This window comes from Microbulbifer maximicatervae (SeqCode) (assembly GCF_052467505.1).
Genome location: NZ_CP174313.1, coordinates 4,180,864 through 4,200,523 on the forward strand (window position 1 = coordinate 4,180,864; position 19,660 = coordinate 4,200,523).

Genomic DNA, 19,660 nt, shown 5'->3' on the forward strand with positions numbered 1-19,660 from the left:
GGTTTTATTGTATTGAATAATTAAACCCGACATAGAAGCTGCGACCTAAGGTGTCATACATGCCTGAGCCTTCACCAGTTCCAGAGAGGCCCGAGGGTGGCTCTTTATCAGTGAGATTATTCACACCACCATATACTTCAAGATCTGAGAAGGTGTAGCGGGCCTGAATATCGTGATACCGCATACTTGGGGTCTTGTATGGACCTTGAAGGTCGGTACGATCATCCGTTTGAATCAGTAGCATATCGGCGATATAGCGACTGCGCCAATTTACCTGGAGCTCACCATAGTTGTAGGTGAGGTTCGTGATGTAAGATTGACGAGGGTCGCCTAATTCACCATCTACTTTATCGGCGGTGCTTGGGTCTTCCTGGAATGGGTAATCATCCCGATCCAATAACTTCGTGCCCACCAGGCTAAAGTCTACGGAGCCCCAGTTTGCATCGGCAGAGAAAGGTGCGGCTAAGTCAAAGCTATAATCAAGCTGATAGTCAATTCCTCGAGCGGTTAAGCTGGCGATATTCAGCCCGGTAGAAGTGATAGAAATAATTTCGCCGGTCTCTGGATCGCGAGGGGCCAGTGAGCAGTACACATTGTTGATGCTAGCGCTATCGACACAGCGGTCCACAATGTCTTGACCGGAAATGTAGGAAATAGCATCAGTAATCTCCATATCCCAGTAGTCGAAGGTCAGGGATAGGCCGGGAATAAAGCGCGGGGTTAACACCACTCCATAGGTGTAAGTATCTGCGGTTTCCTCGGTCAGTTCCGTGTTACCACCCGAATAGCCTGGGAGGCGTGCGGAATCTGTCGCTGAGTGATAATCGGCTGCAAGCCCTAGGTCCGCGCAGCGCGCGGCCCTTTGGGTTGGGTCGCTCGCATTATCGATCTTGTCGTAGCTACAGGGATCTTCGACAGGGAAGAAGTTCTGGCCCAGTGGAGAATACAGTTCTTCGATACCAGGGGCTCTTACAGACTCAGAGATTGTTGCACGGAGGCGCACATCTTCCGTGATTGTCCAGTCAAGTGATGACCCCCAGGTGGTAGTGGTCCCAACAGTGCTGTAGTCGGAGAAACGCGCCGAGCCATTCAGCACCAGGCTTTCTACTAGTGGTACATCCGATATCAGAGGGGCAGAAAACTCGCCATAGACCTCGGTGACATCATAATCGCCAGAGGTAGCAGAGAGGGCATTCATGAAAGTCTCGCCATCCTTGATTACTTGGTCGTAATCTACTTTCGAGGTCTCCTCTCGATATTCTGCACCGAAAGCCGTGGAAAATGCGCCGGCCGGTAATTCAAACAGATCTCCGGTGATATTGGCGGAGTAGATAGTTTGCGTCATTTCCTCTGTTGAGCCGGTATCTTGCAGCATAAAGTAATCGATTGCTTCTTGGCTGTTTAATCCGGAGCCGAAGAGATTGATCGGTATACAGCCGTTGGCCTGGGCCTCCTCACTGCGGCAAACCACTTCACCAGTTGCGGGATCTACGACAGCATCAACGGCGTCAAAATAGCGCTCATTATGGCGGTTGTTGGAGTAGTCGACCTCTGCATCGTAACGGCCATAAATTGCGGATAATTCATAGTGCCAGTCTCCGGCGAAGTCCCCCTCAAGGCCCAGCACATAGCGCTGTACTTCCCGTTCAGCAACGTCACCGCGCAAGCCTAAATCGACATTGTGGCGGTTGTACCAGAAGCTGTCCATACCGGCCTCATCCAGAAGGCCTTTAAGCTCAGTTGGAATAAAGGCGTTATCAGCGGAGATAACTAAATCGCCAAGGTAATCGAAGGAAGCTGTACTAAATGTGATGGCTTTACTGAAGCTGTATTTCGCTTCAGCAAAAACACGCATACTCTCATTGATATCAAAATGCGCTTTTGAGAAGAAGTTTTGCGACTCAAGCTCTGGGTACATTTGCGTACTGTTTGTGAAATTAGAGCCATCTCCTCCAATAGAAGTTGATTCTCCTAGAGGCGCTTCCCCCGGGTTAAAGGCAACAAATTGCCCGTCCTCAGTAAAGGTATAAGGCCCTGATTCCATGCCCATAATAGGTATATAGCTGTCAGGAAATTGCCAAACAGTTGTAATTGGATGGGCTCCCCAAATTACTCCGGTATCGCTCAGAAAATTGTTGGTGGTGTTATAGACAAGAACTGAGTCCGGGATACCGTCATTGGGCTCTGCATTAGGGTCATCCTGCCAGCCGGGAGATCGCGCCACCCAGGGTCTGTCTTTGCCGAAAACTTCAGCGGTCTCTGAGTGTTGGAAGCTTAGGGCCACATTACCGCGCCCATCGGCAAAGTTGCTACCCCAGGTTACGCTATATTCACTCGCCTCACCGCCGTCCAGTTCTGGCTGCATATGATGTACACTGACTTTAAGGCCTTCAAAGTCATCACGGGTAATAAAGTTAACAACCCCTGTTACAGCATCGGCACCGTAAACAGCTGATTGGCCTCCAGTAACTGTATCGACTCTTGCTAAAAGATCTTCGGGGATTGTATTAATATCGACTGCAGAGGTTCCGATACTGGAACCGACGTGGCGGCGGCCATCTTGTAATACTAGGGTACGTGAAGTGCCCATTCCACGTAAATCCAGCAAGCTTAGGCCTGAGGTGCCGATATAGCGGCCAGCATTACTATTGCTGAAAGTAGAACGCAGTGCGGGGAGTTCGTTCAGAAAATCCCCAAGGCTGATAGCTCCACTATTTTTGATATCTTCAATCGATACGGAAGTAATGGGGCTAGCAGTTTCGAGGTTCATCTTCTTGATACGAGAACCCGTAACTACAACCTCTTCTAGGGCCTCAGATTCACTAATATCAGTATCGATTTTATTTTCTTGTGCGAAAGCGGGTGCCCCACCGACGGCAAAAATAATTGCCGCACTCAGAAAGTTCAGTTTGAACTTCTGTTCCATAAATTCCTCCAAGGATCCAGTGTGTAATTGTAATTTTGTATTCCTGCATGTTTTTATTGCATCAATATGATTGCAGGATATAGGTGATAATAACGCTATCCTCTGTGAGTCTCGAGATCCTCAAGAAAAATGGAGTGTCTATCATGTTTTTTTGATATTTGTTGGTTATTTATTGCCGAGAATTTGTTTTTAGTGTGTTGTTTTTGTGGATAATTCGGTTTTTTGGGGATGTTTAGTTCTGGGTAGATTGCAAAGTAAGTTGCTTTTTTAGTGTTGTGGCCAATATTTATGTAGATGCGCTAATCTAGCATGATTAAAAATCATGTTTTAACGAGTGTTTTATTTAAAACAATATGCCGAAAGTGAATTTTATGACACTTGTGACTTTCTGAGGGGGGTAAGATCAAATTGACTTTAACAATATTTGCGTTACCCCTTTGTTGGCTGTTTAGTTACTCCTAAATCATAAGCTGCTGACTGTAGGTTGGAAGCTATACTGTACTCATGAGTATATGCACGATCCATTTGCTCTGCTTACCCGCAGATCGGGAGCAAGTGCTAAAGTTGGATTAAATCTGTGGTGTTTCTGACCCCCTAATATTTAATAGATCTCAGTATTTTATACTTCTTCAAGGTCCATTTAATCGCGTTTTTTTGAGTTAAGTGTTGAAACTTAATCGGCTCTTTCGATGATTTTGGGATGAAAATGTTTCTAGTGCTTATCTCACTTAAATTTTCTTGAAATATTATTCTGAGCAGCCAAGAAGCTCTCTTTTGGAGTTCACCTCTACATTTGTATTATGACCGATCTCAATTTTTAAGGCTTTACTTTATTTGGATATTTTTTTCTGGGGATGGTGGGGTTGGCTTGTAACTTTTTTTCTGGAAAGAAAAGTATATCGAGTGTGTTGATTTGTACTTTATTTTTCCATGTACCCTCTTTTAGGGTGAAATTATATTTCAATATATTTTAGGGGGCTATTTAGAAAAATATTTTCTTAAGCGTCATGATCTTTATTTGGGTGGTTCTAGAAGGCAATTTTTTATTTCTCGTATAGGTTATAGTGAGTTTAGCCTAGCCATAAGTCAGACAACTATCAATTGCCTATTTGCCAGCTATTATTTTATTGGTTTACTTTGTATTTAAGTGGCTAATTTTGATGTGGCAAGTTAAGGGCGACATTGTCGCCCTTAACTTGCTATATTTATTTTTTATTCTTCATCGCCGCCATCAAAATATCACCCATGCTGCCACGGCCATTACCTTGGCCCCCTTTCTGGGAGCGGTTGCCCTGCTGCTTGTTGTAGCGCTGGGCTTGGCGGTTTTCGCGCTGGTCACCCTTTTTGATACCGCCACTACCCTGCTCACCAGGCTCGTCAGATAAGCGCATGGAAAGGCCAATACGTTTGCGGGCAACGTCCACTTCCATCACTTTAACTTTGACAATATCACCGGCTTTTACGACTTCGTGAGGGTCTTTAACGAACTTCTCTGAAAGTGCAGAGATATGTACCAGGCCATCCTGGTGAACACCGATATCCACAAAAGCACCGAAGTTGGTGACGTTGGTGACAGTCCCCTCGAGTACCATTGCTGGGCGTAGGTCTTTTATTTCTTCTACGCCCTCTTCAAATTTTGCCGTGCGGAATTCCGGGCGCGGGTCTCGGCCAGGTTTTTCCAGTTCGGCGATAATATCGGTAACGGTAGGTACACCGAATTTTTCGTCGGTATAGTCTGCCGGATTCAGCCGGCGCAGAAAGCCGGAGTCGCCGATAAGGCTGTTAATTTCACGGCTATTTTTTTCGGCAATGCGTTTAACCACGATATAGGACTCGGGGTGTACACCGGATTTGTCCAGCGGATTTTCACCGTTATTAATACGCAGGAAGCCGGCGGCCTGTTCAAATGCCTTGGGTCCTAAACGCGGAACTTCCATCAGTTGCTTGCGATTTTTGAAAGCGCCGTTCTGGTCGCGGTAGCTGACAATATTGTTGGCAATAGATGCAGTCAGGCCGGAAACCCGAGCCAGCAGCGGTGCAGAGGCGGAGTTCAGCTCAGCGCCGACACCGTTTACACAGTCCTCAACCACGGCGTCCAATGAGCGAGCCAATTGAGTCTGGGAAACGTCGTGCTGATACTGGCCAACACCAATGGATTTGGGCTCGATTTTCACCAATTCTGCCAGCGGGTCCTGCAAACGGCGGGCGATGGAGATAGCTCCACGGATAGTCACGTCAAGATCTGGGAATTCCCGCGCAGCAAATTCAGAGGCGGAGTAAACGGAAGCACCGGCTTCGTTAACCACAACTTTTTGAGCCGTCAGCTTGTATTGTTTAATGGTTTCCCCGACAAATTTGTCGGTCTCACGGCTGGCGGTGCCGTTACCGATGGCGATCAGGCCCACATTGTATTTATTACACAGGGCGGCAATAACTGCTGCAGACTCCTGGTGACGATTCTGTGGCGGGTTGGGGAATATGGCGGTGTGATCGAGTATCTTGCCAGTGGCATCGACCACGGCGACCTTGACCCCGGTGCGCAGGCCCGGGTCCAGGCCGATGGTGGCTTTTTGCCCGGCCGGAGCTGCTAGCAGCAGGTCTTTCAGGTTGCGGGAGAATACCTTGATGGCCTCCTCTTCTGCTTTCTCGCGCAGCTCACCCATCAGGTCAGTTTCCAGTGCGGTCAGCAGCTTGATTCGCCAGGTCCAGCGCACCACTTCGCCAAGCCATTTGTCTGCAGGACGACCTTCATCGGTGATATCCACATGGCGGGCAATCATGGCTTCGCAGGGGTGGCTGGCGGTTGGGGAAGCCCCTTCTTCTTCGGCGAGGCCCACGCTGATGGCGAGTACGCCTTCGTTGCGGCCGCGGAAAATAGCCAGGGCGCGGTGGGAGGGCACCTTGGACCAGTCTTCGGCGTATTCAAAATAGTCGCGGAACTTGGCCCCTTCCTCTTCTTTGCCTTCGAGCAGTTTGGATTTCACCTGTCCGTCGCGCTTGAGGAATTCACGCAGCTTGCCCAGCAGCTCGGCGTCTTCTGCAAAACGTTCCATCAGGATAAATTTGGCTCCATCCAGAGCGGCTTTGATGTCTTTGATGTGAAGGGAGGCGTCTTCGTTGTCGGTATTGAGGTATTGCTCTGCTTCAGCTGCAGGGTCGAGGGAGGGGTTGTTGGTCAGTGCATCGGCCAGTGGCTCCAGTCCAGCCTCGATGGCGATTTGTCCTTTGGTGCGGCGCTTGGGTTTGTAGGGGAGGTAGAGGTCTTCGAGGCGGTTCTTGGTGTCAGCACTGTTGATTTGTTGTGACAACTCCGGAGTAAGCTTGCCCTGCTCATCGATACTTTTCAGGATGGCAGCGCGGCGCTCTTCCAGTTCACGCAGATAGCGCAGCCGATCTTCCAGGGTGCGCAGCTGGGTGTCGTCCAGGGCCCCTGTCACCTCTTTCCGGTAGCGCGCAATAAATGGGACTGTGGCTCCTTCATCGAGCAGGGATACTGCGGCGGTAACCTGTTGTGGTCTGACATTGAGTTCTTCGGCGATGCGAACGTTGATATCCAGCATTTGATGTTTACATCCGTTTTCCGGGAAATTTCGTACCGTTAAGGGCGATGTTGGACCAGTAAGTAGCCTTTCAGTTTCCGTGGTATTTGGCGGGTAAACGAGAGGGCCCTTACAGGAGTAATTTTGGGTCGGCATTATGCGTTACCCGAGCGCAGCGAGGAAGGTTTGCGGCAGGGCACAAACTTGTGCGGCAGTCTGCATCCAAATTGCCTCTTATGTGCGTCGAACTCCAGTAGAATGCGTACTAACTAAAATTTGACCAATTCAGGTCAGGGAACGGGGTAGAGGGTACCTGTGAAAGTCTCGAGTAAAAACAAGCTGTTATTCATTGTATTGTTAGTCGGGGTGGCTGTTATTGCTGCGGTGGTTGTATTGAAACCGAAGCCGGAGGAAAAACCGCCAGAGGTGGTGGTACCGCCAATGGCCGATGTTCTCTATATAGAACCCCGTCGCCAGACACTATTGGTACCCAGCCAGGGAACCGTTCATGCCCGCCATGAAATTGATGTGATCGCGCGAGTCGGCGGTGTGATCGAAAGCGTGGATGAGGCATTTGTTCCCGGTGGCTTCTTCAATAAAGACGCCCGTTTATTACAGCTTGAGCAAGCAGACTATCGCTACCAGGTCACTCGCGCAGAATCGCAACTGGCAAATGCCAAGTCCGCCCTGGCTCAGGAGCAGGGCCATGCCAAGCAAGCTAAGCGCGAGTGGCGTGACCTGGGGTCTGAAGCGGCCAATGCACTGTTCCTGCGCAAACCCCATCTCGAAGCTGCCCAGGCTGCAGTGGAAGCCGCGAGAGCTGACCGCGACCAGGCAAAGCTGGATTTGGAGCGCACATCACTCAAAGCCCCCTTTGCAGGTCGTGTAGTTGAGACTTTTGTCGACCTGGGACAGTACATTACCCCCGGCACCCCTCTGGCAAAAATTCACAGCACCGGTATCGCTGAAGTCCGCCTCCCTCTGACCGACCAGCAACTGGCGTTGCTCGATCTTCCCCTGGGTAAAACTATTGAGAATGGCCCCGCTGTGCGTCTGAAAGCTGTTGTGGCTGGACGTGAACACGAGTGGCGTGCGCAATTGGTGCGAACCGAAGCGAGTATTGATCCTAACAGCCGCTTTATTTTTGCTGTTGCCCAGGTGCAGAAGCCCTATGCAGGGGATGTACCGCTGATGAATGGCCTGTTTGTTGAGGCAGATATTGCCGGTAGAACCTTTGATGATGTTGTGGAGCTGCCCCGTCAGGCACTACATGAAGGAGATCACTTGTTGGTTCTGAATGACGAGAGCCAGCTGATCTACAAAACTGTTGAGCTGTTACAAACCATCGGTGACAGAATCTGGCTCCGCGGGGATATTGCTATGGGTGACCGAGTGATTGTTTCAAGCTTGGGCTACTCCCGTGAGGGTATGGTACTTACCGCTAACCCCCTCAATGAGCGGCCAGCGGGCCTGGGGAGTCTTCCTGAGGATTCAGCAGATCCCTCTACAGTATCCGCTGCTGGTGATGCCGGTGGTGTTAGCAATGCTTCCCAGGGAGGCAAGTGATGAGCGGAATCATCCCGTGGTTTGCGCGCAATAGCAAAGCCGCAAACCTGCTGATGATTATGATAATCATCGGCGGAATCTTTGGCCTTATGAGTATCGACCGGGAGGTGTTTCCCACGCTGCAGCTGGGGATTGTAGAGGTTAATATCTCTTACCCCGGCGCCGGTCCGGCAGAGGTGGAGCAGCAGGTAACCGTTCGGGTTGAGGAGGCTATCTCCGAAGTAAAGGGTATTAAGGAGGTAAATTCTGCTTCCCGACGGGGTAGTGCCTCTATTGAAATCCAGGCGATGGATGGCTACGACGAGCTGCGATTGCTCAACGATATTAAGGTTCAGGTGGATAGTATCAACACCTTTCCCGACGGTATTGAGCGTCCCGTTATTCGCTTGATTGAAGCCAACGCCGAGTTAATGATGATCGCCATTGGTGGGCCAGTTTCTGAGCGTCAGCTCAAGGAAACCACCCTGGATTTGCGCGATAAACTCAACCTGATTTCCGGTGTGCGCAGAGTTGATGTTTGGGGTGATCGACCAGACGAGTTATCCATTGAAGTTTCCGAGCTGGATTTACGCCGTTACAACTTGAGCTTTAACCAGGTTGCCGACGCAGTGCGCCGCTCCTCCCTGGATTTGCCTGCCGGCATGGTGCGCTCGGATCGCGGTGATATACAGGTGCAAACTCGTGGCCAGGCCTATACCGCTGAAGACTTCGAGCGTATCCCCGTAGTTAGCCGTGCCGATGGCTCTGTATTGTTGCTGCGCGATGTAGCGACAGTGCGCGATGGCTTTGAGGAATACAACAACGTTATTCGCTTTAATGGCAATCCCGCCATGAACCTTCGCATTATTCAAGGCGAGCCCCTGGATGTGGTGAAAACCGCTGAGCGAATAAAAGCGTTCCTGGAGGAGACTCGCGAGCAATTGCCACCGGGCATGGAACTGGATGTCTGGTTCGACTTCTCCAAGGCATTTGAAGGCCGCATGAATCTGCTGACTACCAATGCCCTGAGCGGTTTTGCCATGGTGTTTGTCATGCTGATGCTGTTCCTGCGCCCGGCTCTGGCCATGTGGGTAACCGTGGGCATTGTTGTCGCTTTCCTGGGTGCTTTCTGGCTGTTGCCGGTGACCGGCGTCAGCCTAAATATGCTGTCATTGTTCGCCTTCCTGTTAATACTCGGGATTGTGGTGGACGATGCCATCATTGTGGGGGAGGCAGTGCATGCTGCCCACGATAGAGGTGAATCTGGCTTAGCTGCAGCTGAGCAAGGGGTGAAGCAGGTAGCTTCCCCGGTAATTTTCGCCGTGACCTCCACCATGGTGTTCTTTATCCCCATGCTGTTTCTACCCGGCATTACTGCACAGATGATGCTGGCCTTGCCGGTGGTGGTACTGCTGTGTCTGGTCTTCTCCCTGGTGGAATCCCTGTTGATCCTGCCGGCTCACTTGGTGGGCATGAAGCCAGAGAAACCTGCCAGATCGACTTTGGGAATTAAATTACAAAACGTACGTAGAAGTTTTGCCGGTGCGATGAAGACGGCCGGAGATAAGTACTACCTACCTTTGCTGGAAAAGTCCCTTAGCAATAGCCGCACCACAGTGATGAGCTTTATGTTGGCACTGGGTTTGTCGATCGCTGTTTTCCAGAGTGGTTATGTGGGCTCTTCATTCTCACCCCAGGTCCCCTCCGATTTATTGCAATTGCGAATTTCTATGGCCTCAGGTGAACCCTTCAGTGAAGCTGAACGGGTAATGGAGCAGGTACTCACCGCCGCTGATAAGTTGGAAACCGATGAGGGAATGCTGGAGCAGAACAAGGGCGAGTCTTTCTTGCAGAACTCCCTGGTTTTCAATTGGCGTGGCAATATTTATGTAACCTTGCAGCTTACCGATGGAGAGATGCGTGATGTCACCTCCGAGTCTTTAGCGTTGCGTTGGCGCGAATTGATTGGCGAGCTGCCGGCTAGCGTCGAGGACATGAATATTGATGCGAGCATCAACAATAGCAGTAATGGTATGAGCCTGAACCTGAGCACTGCCTCAGGGGATATGGGTGAACTGCGCGCTGCTGCTGATTTGGTTAAGGAAAAACTGGATAGTTATGTCGGTGTTTATGATGTGCGGGATAACCTGACCAGTGCCCGTCGCGATATTGAGATCCAGCTGAAACCCTATGCCACTACGATGGGTATTAACTTGGCAGACGTGGCCAGGCAGGTTCGTCAGGGTTTCTACGGTGAGGAGGTTCAACGTATCCCACGTGGTCGTGAGGATGTTCGCGTAATGGTTCGCTACCCCATGGAGGAGCGCGCCAGCGAAGAGCAGATGGACCGCATCCGCATTCGCACCAACGACGGGGAAGTACCTTTCTCAGCGGTGGCCGAGGCAGTTTACGTGCCGGGCTATACCACGATTCGCCGCAACGATCGCGAGCGCACCGTGCGGGTATTTGCCGAAATAACGCCGAATACTTCCAGCGCGCAGGATATCCTTAAGGATATGCGCGAGACCCTGGTACCTGAGCTGGAGCGCCAGTTCCCCGGTTTCTCCCTGAGAACCGCTGGGGAAATGCAGGAAGAGGAAGAGTTTAACGGTGCTATCCTGGCCTTCTTCGTATTGTCCCTGTTCGGCATTTATGCGCTGCTGGCGATTGCTTTCCGCTCCTACTCTCAGCCGTTGCTGATCCTTACTGCTGTGCCGTTTGGGTTCTTCGGTGCCCTAGTTGGCCACCTGTTGATGGGGCACAACATCAGCATTATGTCGATGCTCGGCTTCCTCGCAGCGGCGGGTGTGGTTGTGAACGACAACCTGGTATTGATGGATCGCATTAATCAGCTGCGCGCTCAGGGTATGGCGGTGATGGATGCGGTAGTACACGCGGGCCGGGATCGTTTCCGCCCGATTATCCTGACCTCGATTACTACCTTTATCGGTCTGGTACCGATTATGTTCGAGCGTTCAATCCAGGCCCAGTTCCTGATCCCGATGGTAATCAGCCTGGCATTCGGCGTTCTGTTTGCAACGGCAGTGACTTTGATCTTGGTCCCCAACCTGTACAAAGTTATTGAGAGGTTACGCCCGAAGCACAAAGTTGCAGTAGAAGACGATACCCCAGTCTCATTGGAGACTGTGTAGAGCAGGTATCCGGGCGCAATGGTGGATCGCCTTCACCATTGCGCCTTTGGGGTATAAATGCCTAAACTAACTGCCAGCAAAATGCCGACATTCCTGTCGGCTTTTTTATGGTGTTTGAATAGGATTCTCCCATGCGCATCCCGCGTATTTTTTCCAAGCAGCCTCTGGCTTCCGATCAAGAAGTAGACCTGGATGAGCTGGCTTCCCGTCACCTGGTAAAAGTACTTCGCTTGAATGCGGGCCACCCTTTAGTTCTTTTTGACGGCAATGGCGGTGAGTACACGGCGGAGTTGATCGAGACCGGCAAACGGGCGCGCGCGCACACGGGAGAGTACTGTGCAGAGGATCGCCAGTCACCGTTGGCACTGACTCTGGCGATCGGTATTTCCCGTGGCGATCGCTTCGATTGGGTGATACAGAAAGCTACTGAGCTGGGAGTGGCGGCGATACAGCCGCTGTTTACCGAACGTTGTGAAGTGAAGCTGTCCGGGGACCGCTTACAGAAAAAACTGGGTCACTGGCGCCAGATTGCTATCAGTGCCTGTGAGCAGTGTGAGCGCAACCGGGTGCCGGAGATTGCCGAACCAATAAAGCTGGCGCAGTATTTACAGAATGAATCTGCTGAAGCTGAGCCCCAAGCCAAGTTGGTACTGCATCACCGCACCGAGCTGGATCTGCGCCAATGGCAGGCGGAGCGCGGTACACCGGAATCCGCCCTGCTACTGGTAGGTCCAGAAGGCGGGCTATCGCAGGTGGAAATCGATGCGGCACTGGCGCAGGATTTTATGCCTCTGCGTTTGGGACCAAGGGTGATGCGTACTGAGACAGCGCCGATAGCGGCATTGTCGGTATTGCAATTTCAATGGGGTGATTTGTAAGTCACTGAAGGATTGGACTCGAGAGTATTCAGGGAGAGAAGAGCATGATAAAAGCATTTATCTGGTTGTTGGGCATTGTCATCGTTGTGTTATCACTGGCGATTATTGCCAAGCCGAAACTGGCACAAAGCCTCAGCGAACGGCTTAACGAAACCGGCTATGCCCTCTCCGCCTGGGCGCGAATTATTATTGGCCTGATCCTTTTACTAATTGCAGACACTCGCCACTGGTATATTTTGTTCAATGCCCTCGGCGTACTGGTGCTATTGAGTGGTGCCTATATGCTGCAAATTGGTTTTGAGCGGGGCAAAGAATTAGCGGTTAAAATTTCCCGTGGCAATGAAAATTTCCTGCGTATTAGCGGCGTCATCGGTGTCATCCTCGGCCTGATGCTGCTCTCTGCGCGTTAACGATGTAGGTTCCCATGTCTTCTACCGATTTAATTATTTTTGACTGTGATGGTGTGCTGGTAGACAGCGAGAGCATCGTCTGTCGCATATTGGCAGAGGAAATGAATCGCCTGGGCTTGCAGACCACCGCCGAGGAACTGGACGAGCAATTCAGCGGTCGCCCGGCCAGGGACTGCTTGGTGGAAATCGAGAAGCGCTTTGGCGGACCACTACCGGATAATTATTTTGGCAATACGGAGCGGCGTATCCGCGAGGCGTTCCAGCAGGAATTACAGCCGGTTGTGGGTATTGAAGGCCTGCTCGACCAACTGCAACAGCTGGGTCTGCGCAGCTGCGTGGCCTCCTCGGGCTCTCACCAGAAAATGCAGCTGACACTGAATAAGACCGGTTTGTACGATTATTTCGACGGGCGGATTTTTAGTGCCGACGATGTATCCCGGGGCAAGCCCTGGCCAGAGCTGTTCCTGCACGCGGCAGATGCTATGGGGGTGGCGCCGGAGCGCTGTCTGGTAGTGGAGGACTCCATTGCCGGTGTCTCTGCGGCGGTCTCTGCAGGTATGCGCGTGGTTGGCTACAGCGCTCACCCAGTGCGGGGCCCCCAGCTGGAACAGCAGGGTGCCCGGGTAGTCACTGACATGATGGCAGTTCTCAACTTTATTTAATGGCCTCAGTGGCCGAGACTTCCGGTTGATCAGCGCTTTCGCTGTTCTACACTGAATTTGACGTCGAGAAACCGGAAGCTGTACCTATGGCGGGTAAATTCTTGTCTGCCAGTTGCCTATTCTTATTGGCCTTTACTCTGGTGGGCTGTGACCAGTCCGAATCCCCAAAGAAATATACGCTCGAGCCTGTCGATGGAATACAGTCAGGTGACAGTGAGAAGACTGCCCGAGAAGCGGCCCCCTTTGCCGATGAGCTGGTGAGGTTTTTACGGGGAAATAACCGGTCCATCGGAGACACGTTCCGCCTGCGCCTGGAGTTCGATCCCGGCGGTTTTGCCCCCCGCATAGAAACTATTGCCGATCTGGAAGCCTTGCTGGTGATCATGCGCGATTTTTCAGAGATGCGAATCTCCATTGAGGGGCATACAGACAGTGGCGGCGATGCGAAGAAGAATCTCAGCCTGTCCCAGCGCAGAGCGGATTGGGTAAAGCATTTCCTGATAGAGCGGGGCGTCTCCGCTGACCGTATGGAAGCCCAGGGCTACGGCGATACCGATCCGATTGCGGATAATGAGACAGAGAAAGGCAAGCGGGAGAACCGCCGCCTGATGATCCGGGTACTAAATTTTGATCGTGTACCCAGCAAACTGCCGAGGCGCTAACCCCGAACAGCTTGCAGGTGAAGAGCTAGCTTAGGATAGTGTCTCAGCTAGAGGCATTACCCAATTCCTCACTGGAATTTACCGGCGCCTTTGGGGCTTGGTTGGAAAATATTTTCTTCATTAATTTTCCAGTTTGACGCAATCCAATAATACTCTGCGCTGTGAGCATACCGGAGATCATTGCACCGGCTACGCCGCAGCTCATCACATCCTGCCCGGTAAGGTAGAGCCCTTTGACCCGGCTTTTGGGTCTCAGCCAGGATTGCTCAAAGCGGTTGGGATCGTGATCCAGTCCGTAGATCTCTCCCCGTGGATAGAAGCAGAAATAATCCGTGGATAACGGGGTTGAAAGCTCGTAGTAATCGATTTCCCCACGCAACTGCGGCATGTGCTTATACAAATGCTCCAGCAGGCGCTGGCTAAATGCCTCCTTCAGGTCCTCGTAATCATCTCCCCGCTTGCCCCAAGGCTTGTCGTGCCACTGGGCAAACCAATCGTAGTTGGCCGGTGCCACAATTTCGATAGTGGCGCGGCCCGGGTAGCGCTGGGTAAAGGTGGGGTCTTTCGCAGACGGGAACGAAATATAGACTAACGGTATTTCCTTATCCTGATCGTCGATAAAGGCCTGCATATCCTCTTCGTACTGATCGCTGGAATAGATCCAGTAATTAGTCTTGGGCAGGTTTAATTCTTCCGCAGTTTTTTCCAAGCCAATATACAGACACAGGTGAGACATGGAGCGGTTGACGGTGTCCAGGTCGCGGATATATCCCATGCGCTCACTGGTGCTGCGCGGTAACAGCTTCTCGAAGGTATTAAATACCCCTGCGCCGGAGACAACTAATGGCGCTTCGATTTCATGTCCGTCGGACATTCTTACACCGCGAACCTGATCCCCATTCATCAGGATGGTTTCCACCTTGGCATAGGTAAATACATCTCCACCACTGGCCTGGATTTGGGGAATAATCGTTTCGGAGATTTTGCTGGCGCCGCCGACAGGATAGTAACCGCCATAGAGATAATGCTTGGCGATCAGGGCGTGAATAATAAAGCTGCCCTCGGATGGGGTCATGCCATTATCACCCCACTGCCCTGTCAGTACAGAGATCAGCTTTTCATTGCTGGTGATTCCACTGAGAACTTCGCGGGTGGTTTTATTGAGCCAGGCGGGTTCGCGCAGCTTTCTCCACAGGCGAATAAAAGGCCCACACCAGGAGGGCAGCATTTTTTCCATTGCCAGTCGCTGCATGGCTTTGGCAACCACATTCAGCCGTTGCAGGTACTCCTCGATATTCGCGCGCTCATCGGGGAAGTGGCTGACCAACTCATCGATAAATTGCTGGCGGCCGGCTTTCAGGTCGTATTGTTTATCGCCAATACAGATGCGGTCATAGGTGCTGTCCATTGGCGCCCAGTGCAACTGGTTATTGGAAATAAAGTCGAAGATCTTGCGGGTCATGGTGGGGTGTTCGCCCACATCGCCGATATAGTGGACGCCGACATCCCACTCATAACCATTGCGGTCATAGGCGTGGGTGTATCCCCCGGCAGTGTAGTGTTGCTCAAGGACAAGTGCTTTCTTGCCCATGGCACTGAGCATCGCAGCACAAGTCAGACCGCCAATGCCTGAGCCAATGATAATGGCGTCGTAATTGCCTTCTAGGCGGCTCGGGCGATAGCGCCGACCAATACGCAGCCGGCTTGGTTTTGGGGCACTGCGCTTCTTCTCAGGGGTCTCTGTCATGATGGCCTCGCCACTATTGTTTTTATTCCTCAACCATAGCGCCCCCTATCGAGCTATGCAATAAGTTGCATATTAATATTCTGTATATCTATTGTGCACCTTTATATATCGCGTATACAATTTGCATATAAAGCATATCAAGGTAATAGTTATGGGCATCGTCAAGATATCCGATGAGCTACACGATGAGATTCGCAAGGCCAGTACGGTGATGGCCCGTTCAATTAATTCCCAGGCGGAGTACTGGATCAAGATTGGGATGCTGGCGGAGCTGAACCCGGAATTAAGCTACAGCGACTTGTGTAAGAAGTTGCTGCGCAATCAGGCATTAACCCTGGAAGAGCTGACACGTGAGTGAAATAAAAATAAAGACTCCTGATGAGCAGGAGTTAATGCGCCAATCGGGTCAATTGTTGAGCCGTGTATTTGCCATGCTGGACTCCTTTATTGAACCGGGGGTCTCGACAATGCAAATTAATGAGCGGGTAGGAGAATTTATTGTCAATGAACTCAATGCTCGCCCCGCCAGCAAGGGGCAATATGATTATCCCTACGCCCTGAACACCTCAGTCAATGAAGTAGTCTGTCACGGCATGCCGAGCGATAAGCAGCTACTGCGGGAGGGAGATATCATCAATGTGGATATTACCCTGGAGAAATCTGGCTATATTGCGGATTCCAGCAAAATGTATAGCATCGGTACCGTGACCCCTATTGCCAGAAAACTGGTAACCACCTGCTATGAAGCTATGTGGGCCGGTATTGCCACGGTAAAGCCGGGAGTTACTTTTGGTGATATCGGCAATGCAATCCAGCGCCATACCGAGCGCAACGGCTTCAGTGTCGTACGGGAATATTGTGGTCATGGTATTGGCCGGGAAATGCACGAGGCCCCGCAGGTTCTTCACTTTGGGCGGCCTGGTTCCGGTGAAGTTTTGCAGGAGGGAATGACATTTACCATTGAGCCCATGATCAATCAGGGAAATCGTAAAACTAAACTTAAGAAAGATGGCTGGACTGTAGTAACTAAGGATAAAAAGCTATCGGCTCAATGGGAGCATACGATTTTGGTAACCGGTGACGGCTATGAAGTGTTAACGCTTAGGGATGAAGAGCGATCTTCTAAGATTAAATAGCGGCCAATTAGTGATCGTTAGGTAGATAGCAATGGGTAGCGAGACACTTTACATTTTCGCTACCCACTGTTTTCAATAGATATTTTAATCCAGGCATGCAGGTTCTGCTGCGGTAAACGTGTTAAAGACCCAAGTATTGGTGCCGCTGCAATCGCCCGGATCGGTATCATCTTCCAAATCGTAAGGTGAGTTATTGAGAGAGGTATTTCGAACAATCTTGTTAAATTCACTACCCTCAACAAAGATACCGATACCTCCTTCGCCATTACTCTCTACGGTATTTTGAGTTACTAGAGTATTTGAGGAAAGCCTAATCGGAATACCTAAACCAGAATTTCCTGAGACGTTATTTAGTGAGATGGTAGAAAAATCAGCATTGTCAGATTCATCTCCTTCCCCTACGGCAATACCATCATTTAATCCGTTGGTCACTATATTAGAGAAGACATTGGTAAATTGCCCATTTACTTCGATTCCCTGATTGCCACTTCCACTTATCTCATTAAAACTAATATTGTTAAAGGATCCTCTTAATTCAATGCCCGAGTTATCAATACCCGTTATGGTATTTCGAGTTACGGTATTAGTGTTACCATTTAATTCTATGCCATCGCCGCGATCGCTGTTGGTGATAATATTATCCCTGGCAATACTGTTATTGGATTCTATGTAGATGGCATCGAATATCGTATCAATGATTTCCATAGAATAAATACTGTGTGAGCCTTCCCCTTCCGCATTGACCCCGTCTCGACAGGCCGCAATGATCCCACCATATACCTGGGCTCCAATACCAGTTAACAGTATTCCGGCCTGCCCCGTTGCCTCTTCATCATCACAGGTAAGCTGAAAGCCGTCCATATTCAGGCTTCCACTAGGACCCTCTATGGTTAAAGCGACTTCATTTTGTTCCGTTATCACACAGAGCAAATCCCTATCCAGAGTGGTTGGTGTTGTAATAATATCTCCACAGTCAATAGCCCAAACAGAAAATGGACTCAATAATCCTGAAAATAAAACTGTTGCGTAAATGTTACGTATTTTCATTATGTGTACCTTTTAAGTGGAGAGTATTCCTATGACATTCGTTATGTTCCAATTGCGAATTTATAGGAATTAATCCCAATTTTGTAATATATAATTGGAATCTATTTTCTGTTTTATATCAGAATTTTAGATTTATTTATTTTTTTGTTTGGTGGCTGGCGCGCCAATTATTTATGTCGAATTCCTAAGGAAAGTATTGCGTTCGTGTAATGGTGACAGTGACTTCAGTCTTCTGTTTCCTTGACAGGTTCACGTCAAATGAAGATATACTGTATTTTTGTACAGTATTGTAGGTGTTTAATTATGCGCCCCAGAGTTATAGTTTTTGATAGTGAACCGATTCGTATCTGCCGCTATAGGTCCAGTTATGACAATCGCCCTATGTACGCGATTAGTATTTTGAACTATGAAAAGTACGTACGTCGGTTTTCTGTTGCTGTGGGAGTGGATTTGCGCAAGGAATTGGAGTTAACCTTGTGCCAGATGAGAGGGATCGAGAGTAATTTAAGGTGGCTGTCCGAATATACTGAAAAAACCAGTTCAGCGGGATAAGTGGGAGGCTCTGGGTGTGTAGTGTCTTTGATGTCAGTGATCATGCGGGTATGGAGCGTTTTCTCGATACCTATGACATTCGGGGTGCCGGACATATGATTTACGGTAGACGCCGGAGGCCCACCCAGCAGGTGTCTATTGTAACTACTCGGAAGGGTTCTGCTGAAATAGAAAATGCCATTTGGCATCTCTATCTTGAAAGGCATGGTGATACTTGGCGGCCCCATAAAAAATACTGGTCCATCAACAGTAATTGGAAGAAACTGGACTCCAGACCGGAATATCGCAAGTCCCGTTGCTTAATACCCGCTACCGCCTGGGTGGAAAGCCAAGGTGGCAAGTACCCGGTAGAATTCAGTTATGGTGAACCTTTTTTCTTTTGTGGTTTGTATAAAATCTGGGGAAATTTACTCAGTTGCTCAATCATTACTTTGGACTCCCACCCAGCCACTAAGCGCTACCATGAAAAGTCACTTCCCATGATTGCGCCCAATCGCCCAGATTTTGTAGAGTCCTGGTTAAATTGTACGGAGTTGACAGAAGATTTTGGCCCATTCCTGAAACCGTCCGTTGAGTATTCGGGGAAAATACTTACAGCTCATCCTTTGCTGAGGGCAACTTCTACGGAGTATATCGGGGACCCTATCCCCGTAATTGAATAATTATTTGCCCTGGGATATTGGTGTATAGAAAAATTTATATTGCACAACCTAAGTTGTACTCCTGGCGTGGTATATCAATTAGCTTCGTTCTTGAGCTTGTACTTCTTTCGTGAGGTGCAAAATATGCGCTGGTTTCATCTAGAAGATCTACAAAGCGATTAAGCCGATGTATTTGTTTTTGGTTTAAATTATCTTGAGCAAGAAGTGCATTGATTTCTGTGCTAGCCAGCTCCTTTGCTGCTATATCTTCTGGCAGGCCACTGCGAGTACATAATCCATAAGTCCCCTCAATAAAGTGTTGCCATTCCTCTTCGATATGTTGAGAAATTCCGGATGAAAATTTTGGGTTTCTTGATTCGTATCTTAAATTTTGCAATTGAGCTATTTTAGCCATATATCGATTAGCAAAGCATTGATAAATAGAGTTAAAGTCTTGCTTAGCCTCTATGATACCAATCCAGCTGGCGTAGCCTTTTGCAAAGTACTCAACTGCCTGTTTTTCGGAGTGGGGTCCAAAAAAGGATTCACAGTCCCATTGAATATTAAGCTTATAAGAGGGCTTTGGCATAACACCCTCATCCTGGTAGCGCTGCAATTGTAGTTCGCTGATTTGAGTAGCCTTAATAAGCTGTTCTTTGGTCAGGAAGTGTTTATCCAGATAATTAAGCAATTTCACTGAATGTGCTCCAAGGTAGAAATCGAATGGAATTCTAGCGCCTGGAGCACTTAATACTTCGATGTG

Annotated in this window: 15 protein-coding genes; 10 read left to right on the forward strand and 5 right to left on the reverse strand. The window is 49.7% G+C overall.

The features are described 5' to 3' along the window. Positions 1 to 4: 4 nt before the first annotated feature. Together ACJJIN_RS18420 and ACJJIN_RS18425 are read right to left on the reverse strand one after the other, a co-directional pair. A complete protein-coding gene (locus ACJJIN_RS18420) occupies positions 5 to 2,926 on the reverse strand; it encodes a TonB-dependent receptor plug domain-containing protein (RefSeq protein WP_444895701.1) in 2,922 nt (973 codons plus the stop codon). Between the two features lie 1,205 nt (positions 2,927 to 4,131). Then, positions 4,132 to 6,486 carry a Tex family protein gene (locus ACJJIN_RS18425; RefSeq protein WP_444895702.1) on the reverse strand — a complete coding sequence of 785 codons (2,355 nt, stop codon included), beginning with the start codon at positions 6,484 to 6,486 and terminating at the stop codon, positions 4,132 to 4,134. Between the two features lie 294 nt (positions 6,487 to 6,780). Here ACJJIN_RS18425 and ACJJIN_RS18430 point away from each other — a divergent pair, with 294 nt between their 5' ends. From ACJJIN_RS18430 to ACJJIN_RS18455, 6 genes are all read left to right on the forward strand, one after another. After that, positions 6,781 to 8,031, forward strand: a complete 1,251-nt coding sequence (locus ACJJIN_RS18430) for an efflux RND transporter periplasmic adaptor subunit (RefSeq protein ID WP_444895703.1) — start codon at positions 6,781 to 6,783, stop codon at positions 8,029 to 8,031. Continuing rightward, complete coding sequence (locus ACJJIN_RS18435) at positions 8,031 to 11,162, forward strand: efflux RND transporter permease subunit (protein WP_444895704.1); 3,132 nt, start codon at positions 8,031 to 8,033, stop codon at positions 11,160 to 11,162. Before ACJJIN_RS18430 ends, ACJJIN_RS18435 begins: the two co-directional genes overlap by 1 nt. A 131-nt stretch (positions 11,163 to 11,293) precedes the next feature. Next, positions 11,294 to 12,040, forward strand: a complete 747-nt coding sequence (locus ACJJIN_RS18440; RefSeq protein WP_444895705.1) for a 16S rRNA (uracil(1498)-N(3))-methyltransferase — start codon at positions 11,294 to 11,296, stop codon at positions 12,038 to 12,040. A gap of 44 nt (positions 12,041 to 12,084) precedes the next feature. After that, positions 12,085 to 12,450 (forward strand): hypothetical protein, encoded by a 366-nt coding sequence (locus tag ACJJIN_RS18445; protein WP_282930692.1) that lies wholly within the window; start codon positions 12,085 to 12,087, stop codon positions 12,448 to 12,450. 14 nt (positions 12,451 to 12,464) lie between these two features. Next, a complete protein-coding gene (locus ACJJIN_RS18450) occupies positions 12,465 to 13,112 on the forward strand; it encodes an HAD family hydrolase (protein ID WP_282930693.1) in 648 nt (215 codons plus the stop codon). 86 nt (positions 13,113 to 13,198) lie between these two features. Next, on the forward strand, positions 13,199 to 13,774 hold the full coding sequence (locus ACJJIN_RS18455) for an OmpA family protein (RefSeq protein ID WP_444895706.1): 576 nt from the start codon (positions 13,199 to 13,201) through the stop codon (positions 13,772 to 13,774). 43 nt (positions 13,775 to 13,817) lie between these two features. Here the strand turns inward: ACJJIN_RS18455 and ACJJIN_RS18460 are convergent, their stop codons facing one another. Further along, positions 13,818 to 15,521, reverse strand: coding sequence for a phytoene desaturase family protein (locus ACJJIN_RS18460; protein ID WP_413663774.1), 1,704 nt, complete (start codon positions 15,519 to 15,521; stop codon positions 13,818 to 13,820). Positions 15,522 to 15,672: 151 nt separating this feature from the next. Between ACJJIN_RS18460 and ACJJIN_RS18465 the strand changes: the two genes are divergently transcribed. Next, positions 15,673 to 15,879: a ParD-like family protein gene (locus ACJJIN_RS18465; protein WP_413663773.1), complete on the forward strand. Its 207-nt coding sequence runs from the start codon at positions 15,673 to 15,675 to the stop codon at positions 15,877 to 15,879. Then, entirely contained in the window at positions 15,872 to 16,657 is a 786-nt protein-coding gene (gene map, locus ACJJIN_RS18470; RefSeq protein ID WP_444895707.1) for a type I methionyl aminopeptidase, read from the forward strand. Before ACJJIN_RS18465 ends, map begins: the two co-directional genes overlap by 8 nt. 84 nt (positions 16,658 to 16,741) lie before the next feature. Here the strand turns inward: map and ACJJIN_RS18475 are convergent, their stop codons facing one another. Continuing rightward, on the reverse strand, positions 16,742 to 17,704 hold the full coding sequence (locus ACJJIN_RS18475; RefSeq protein WP_444895708.1) for a right-handed parallel beta-helix repeat-containing protein: 963 nt from the start codon (positions 17,702 to 17,704) through the stop codon (positions 16,742 to 16,744). A 303-nt stretch (positions 17,705 to 18,007) separates the two neighbouring features. On the opposite strand from ACJJIN_RS18475, the gene ACJJIN_RS18480 reads away from it, so the two are divergent. After that, the gene (locus ACJJIN_RS18480; RefSeq protein ID WP_413663771.1) at positions 18,008 to 18,256 is read left to right on the forward strand and encodes a hypothetical protein; all 249 of its coding nucleotides are present in this window, start codon (positions 18,008 to 18,010) and stop codon (positions 18,254 to 18,256) included. A gap of 14 nt (positions 18,257 to 18,270) precedes the next feature. Beyond that, the gene (locus ACJJIN_RS18485; RefSeq protein WP_444895709.1) at positions 18,271 to 18,918 is read left to right on the forward strand and encodes an SOS response-associated peptidase family protein; all 648 of its coding nucleotides are present in this window, start codon (positions 18,271 to 18,273) and stop codon (positions 18,916 to 18,918) included. A gap of 34 nt (positions 18,919 to 18,952) precedes the next feature. On the opposite strand, the gene ACJJIN_RS18490 is transcribed toward ACJJIN_RS18485, so the two are convergent. Then, complete coding sequence (locus tag ACJJIN_RS18490; RefSeq protein ID WP_444895710.1) at positions 18,953 to 19,594, reverse strand: DUF6058 family natural product biosynthesis protein; 642 nt, start codon at positions 19,592 to 19,594, stop codon at positions 18,953 to 18,955. Between the last annotated feature and the right edge of the window lie 66 nt (positions 19,595 to 19,660).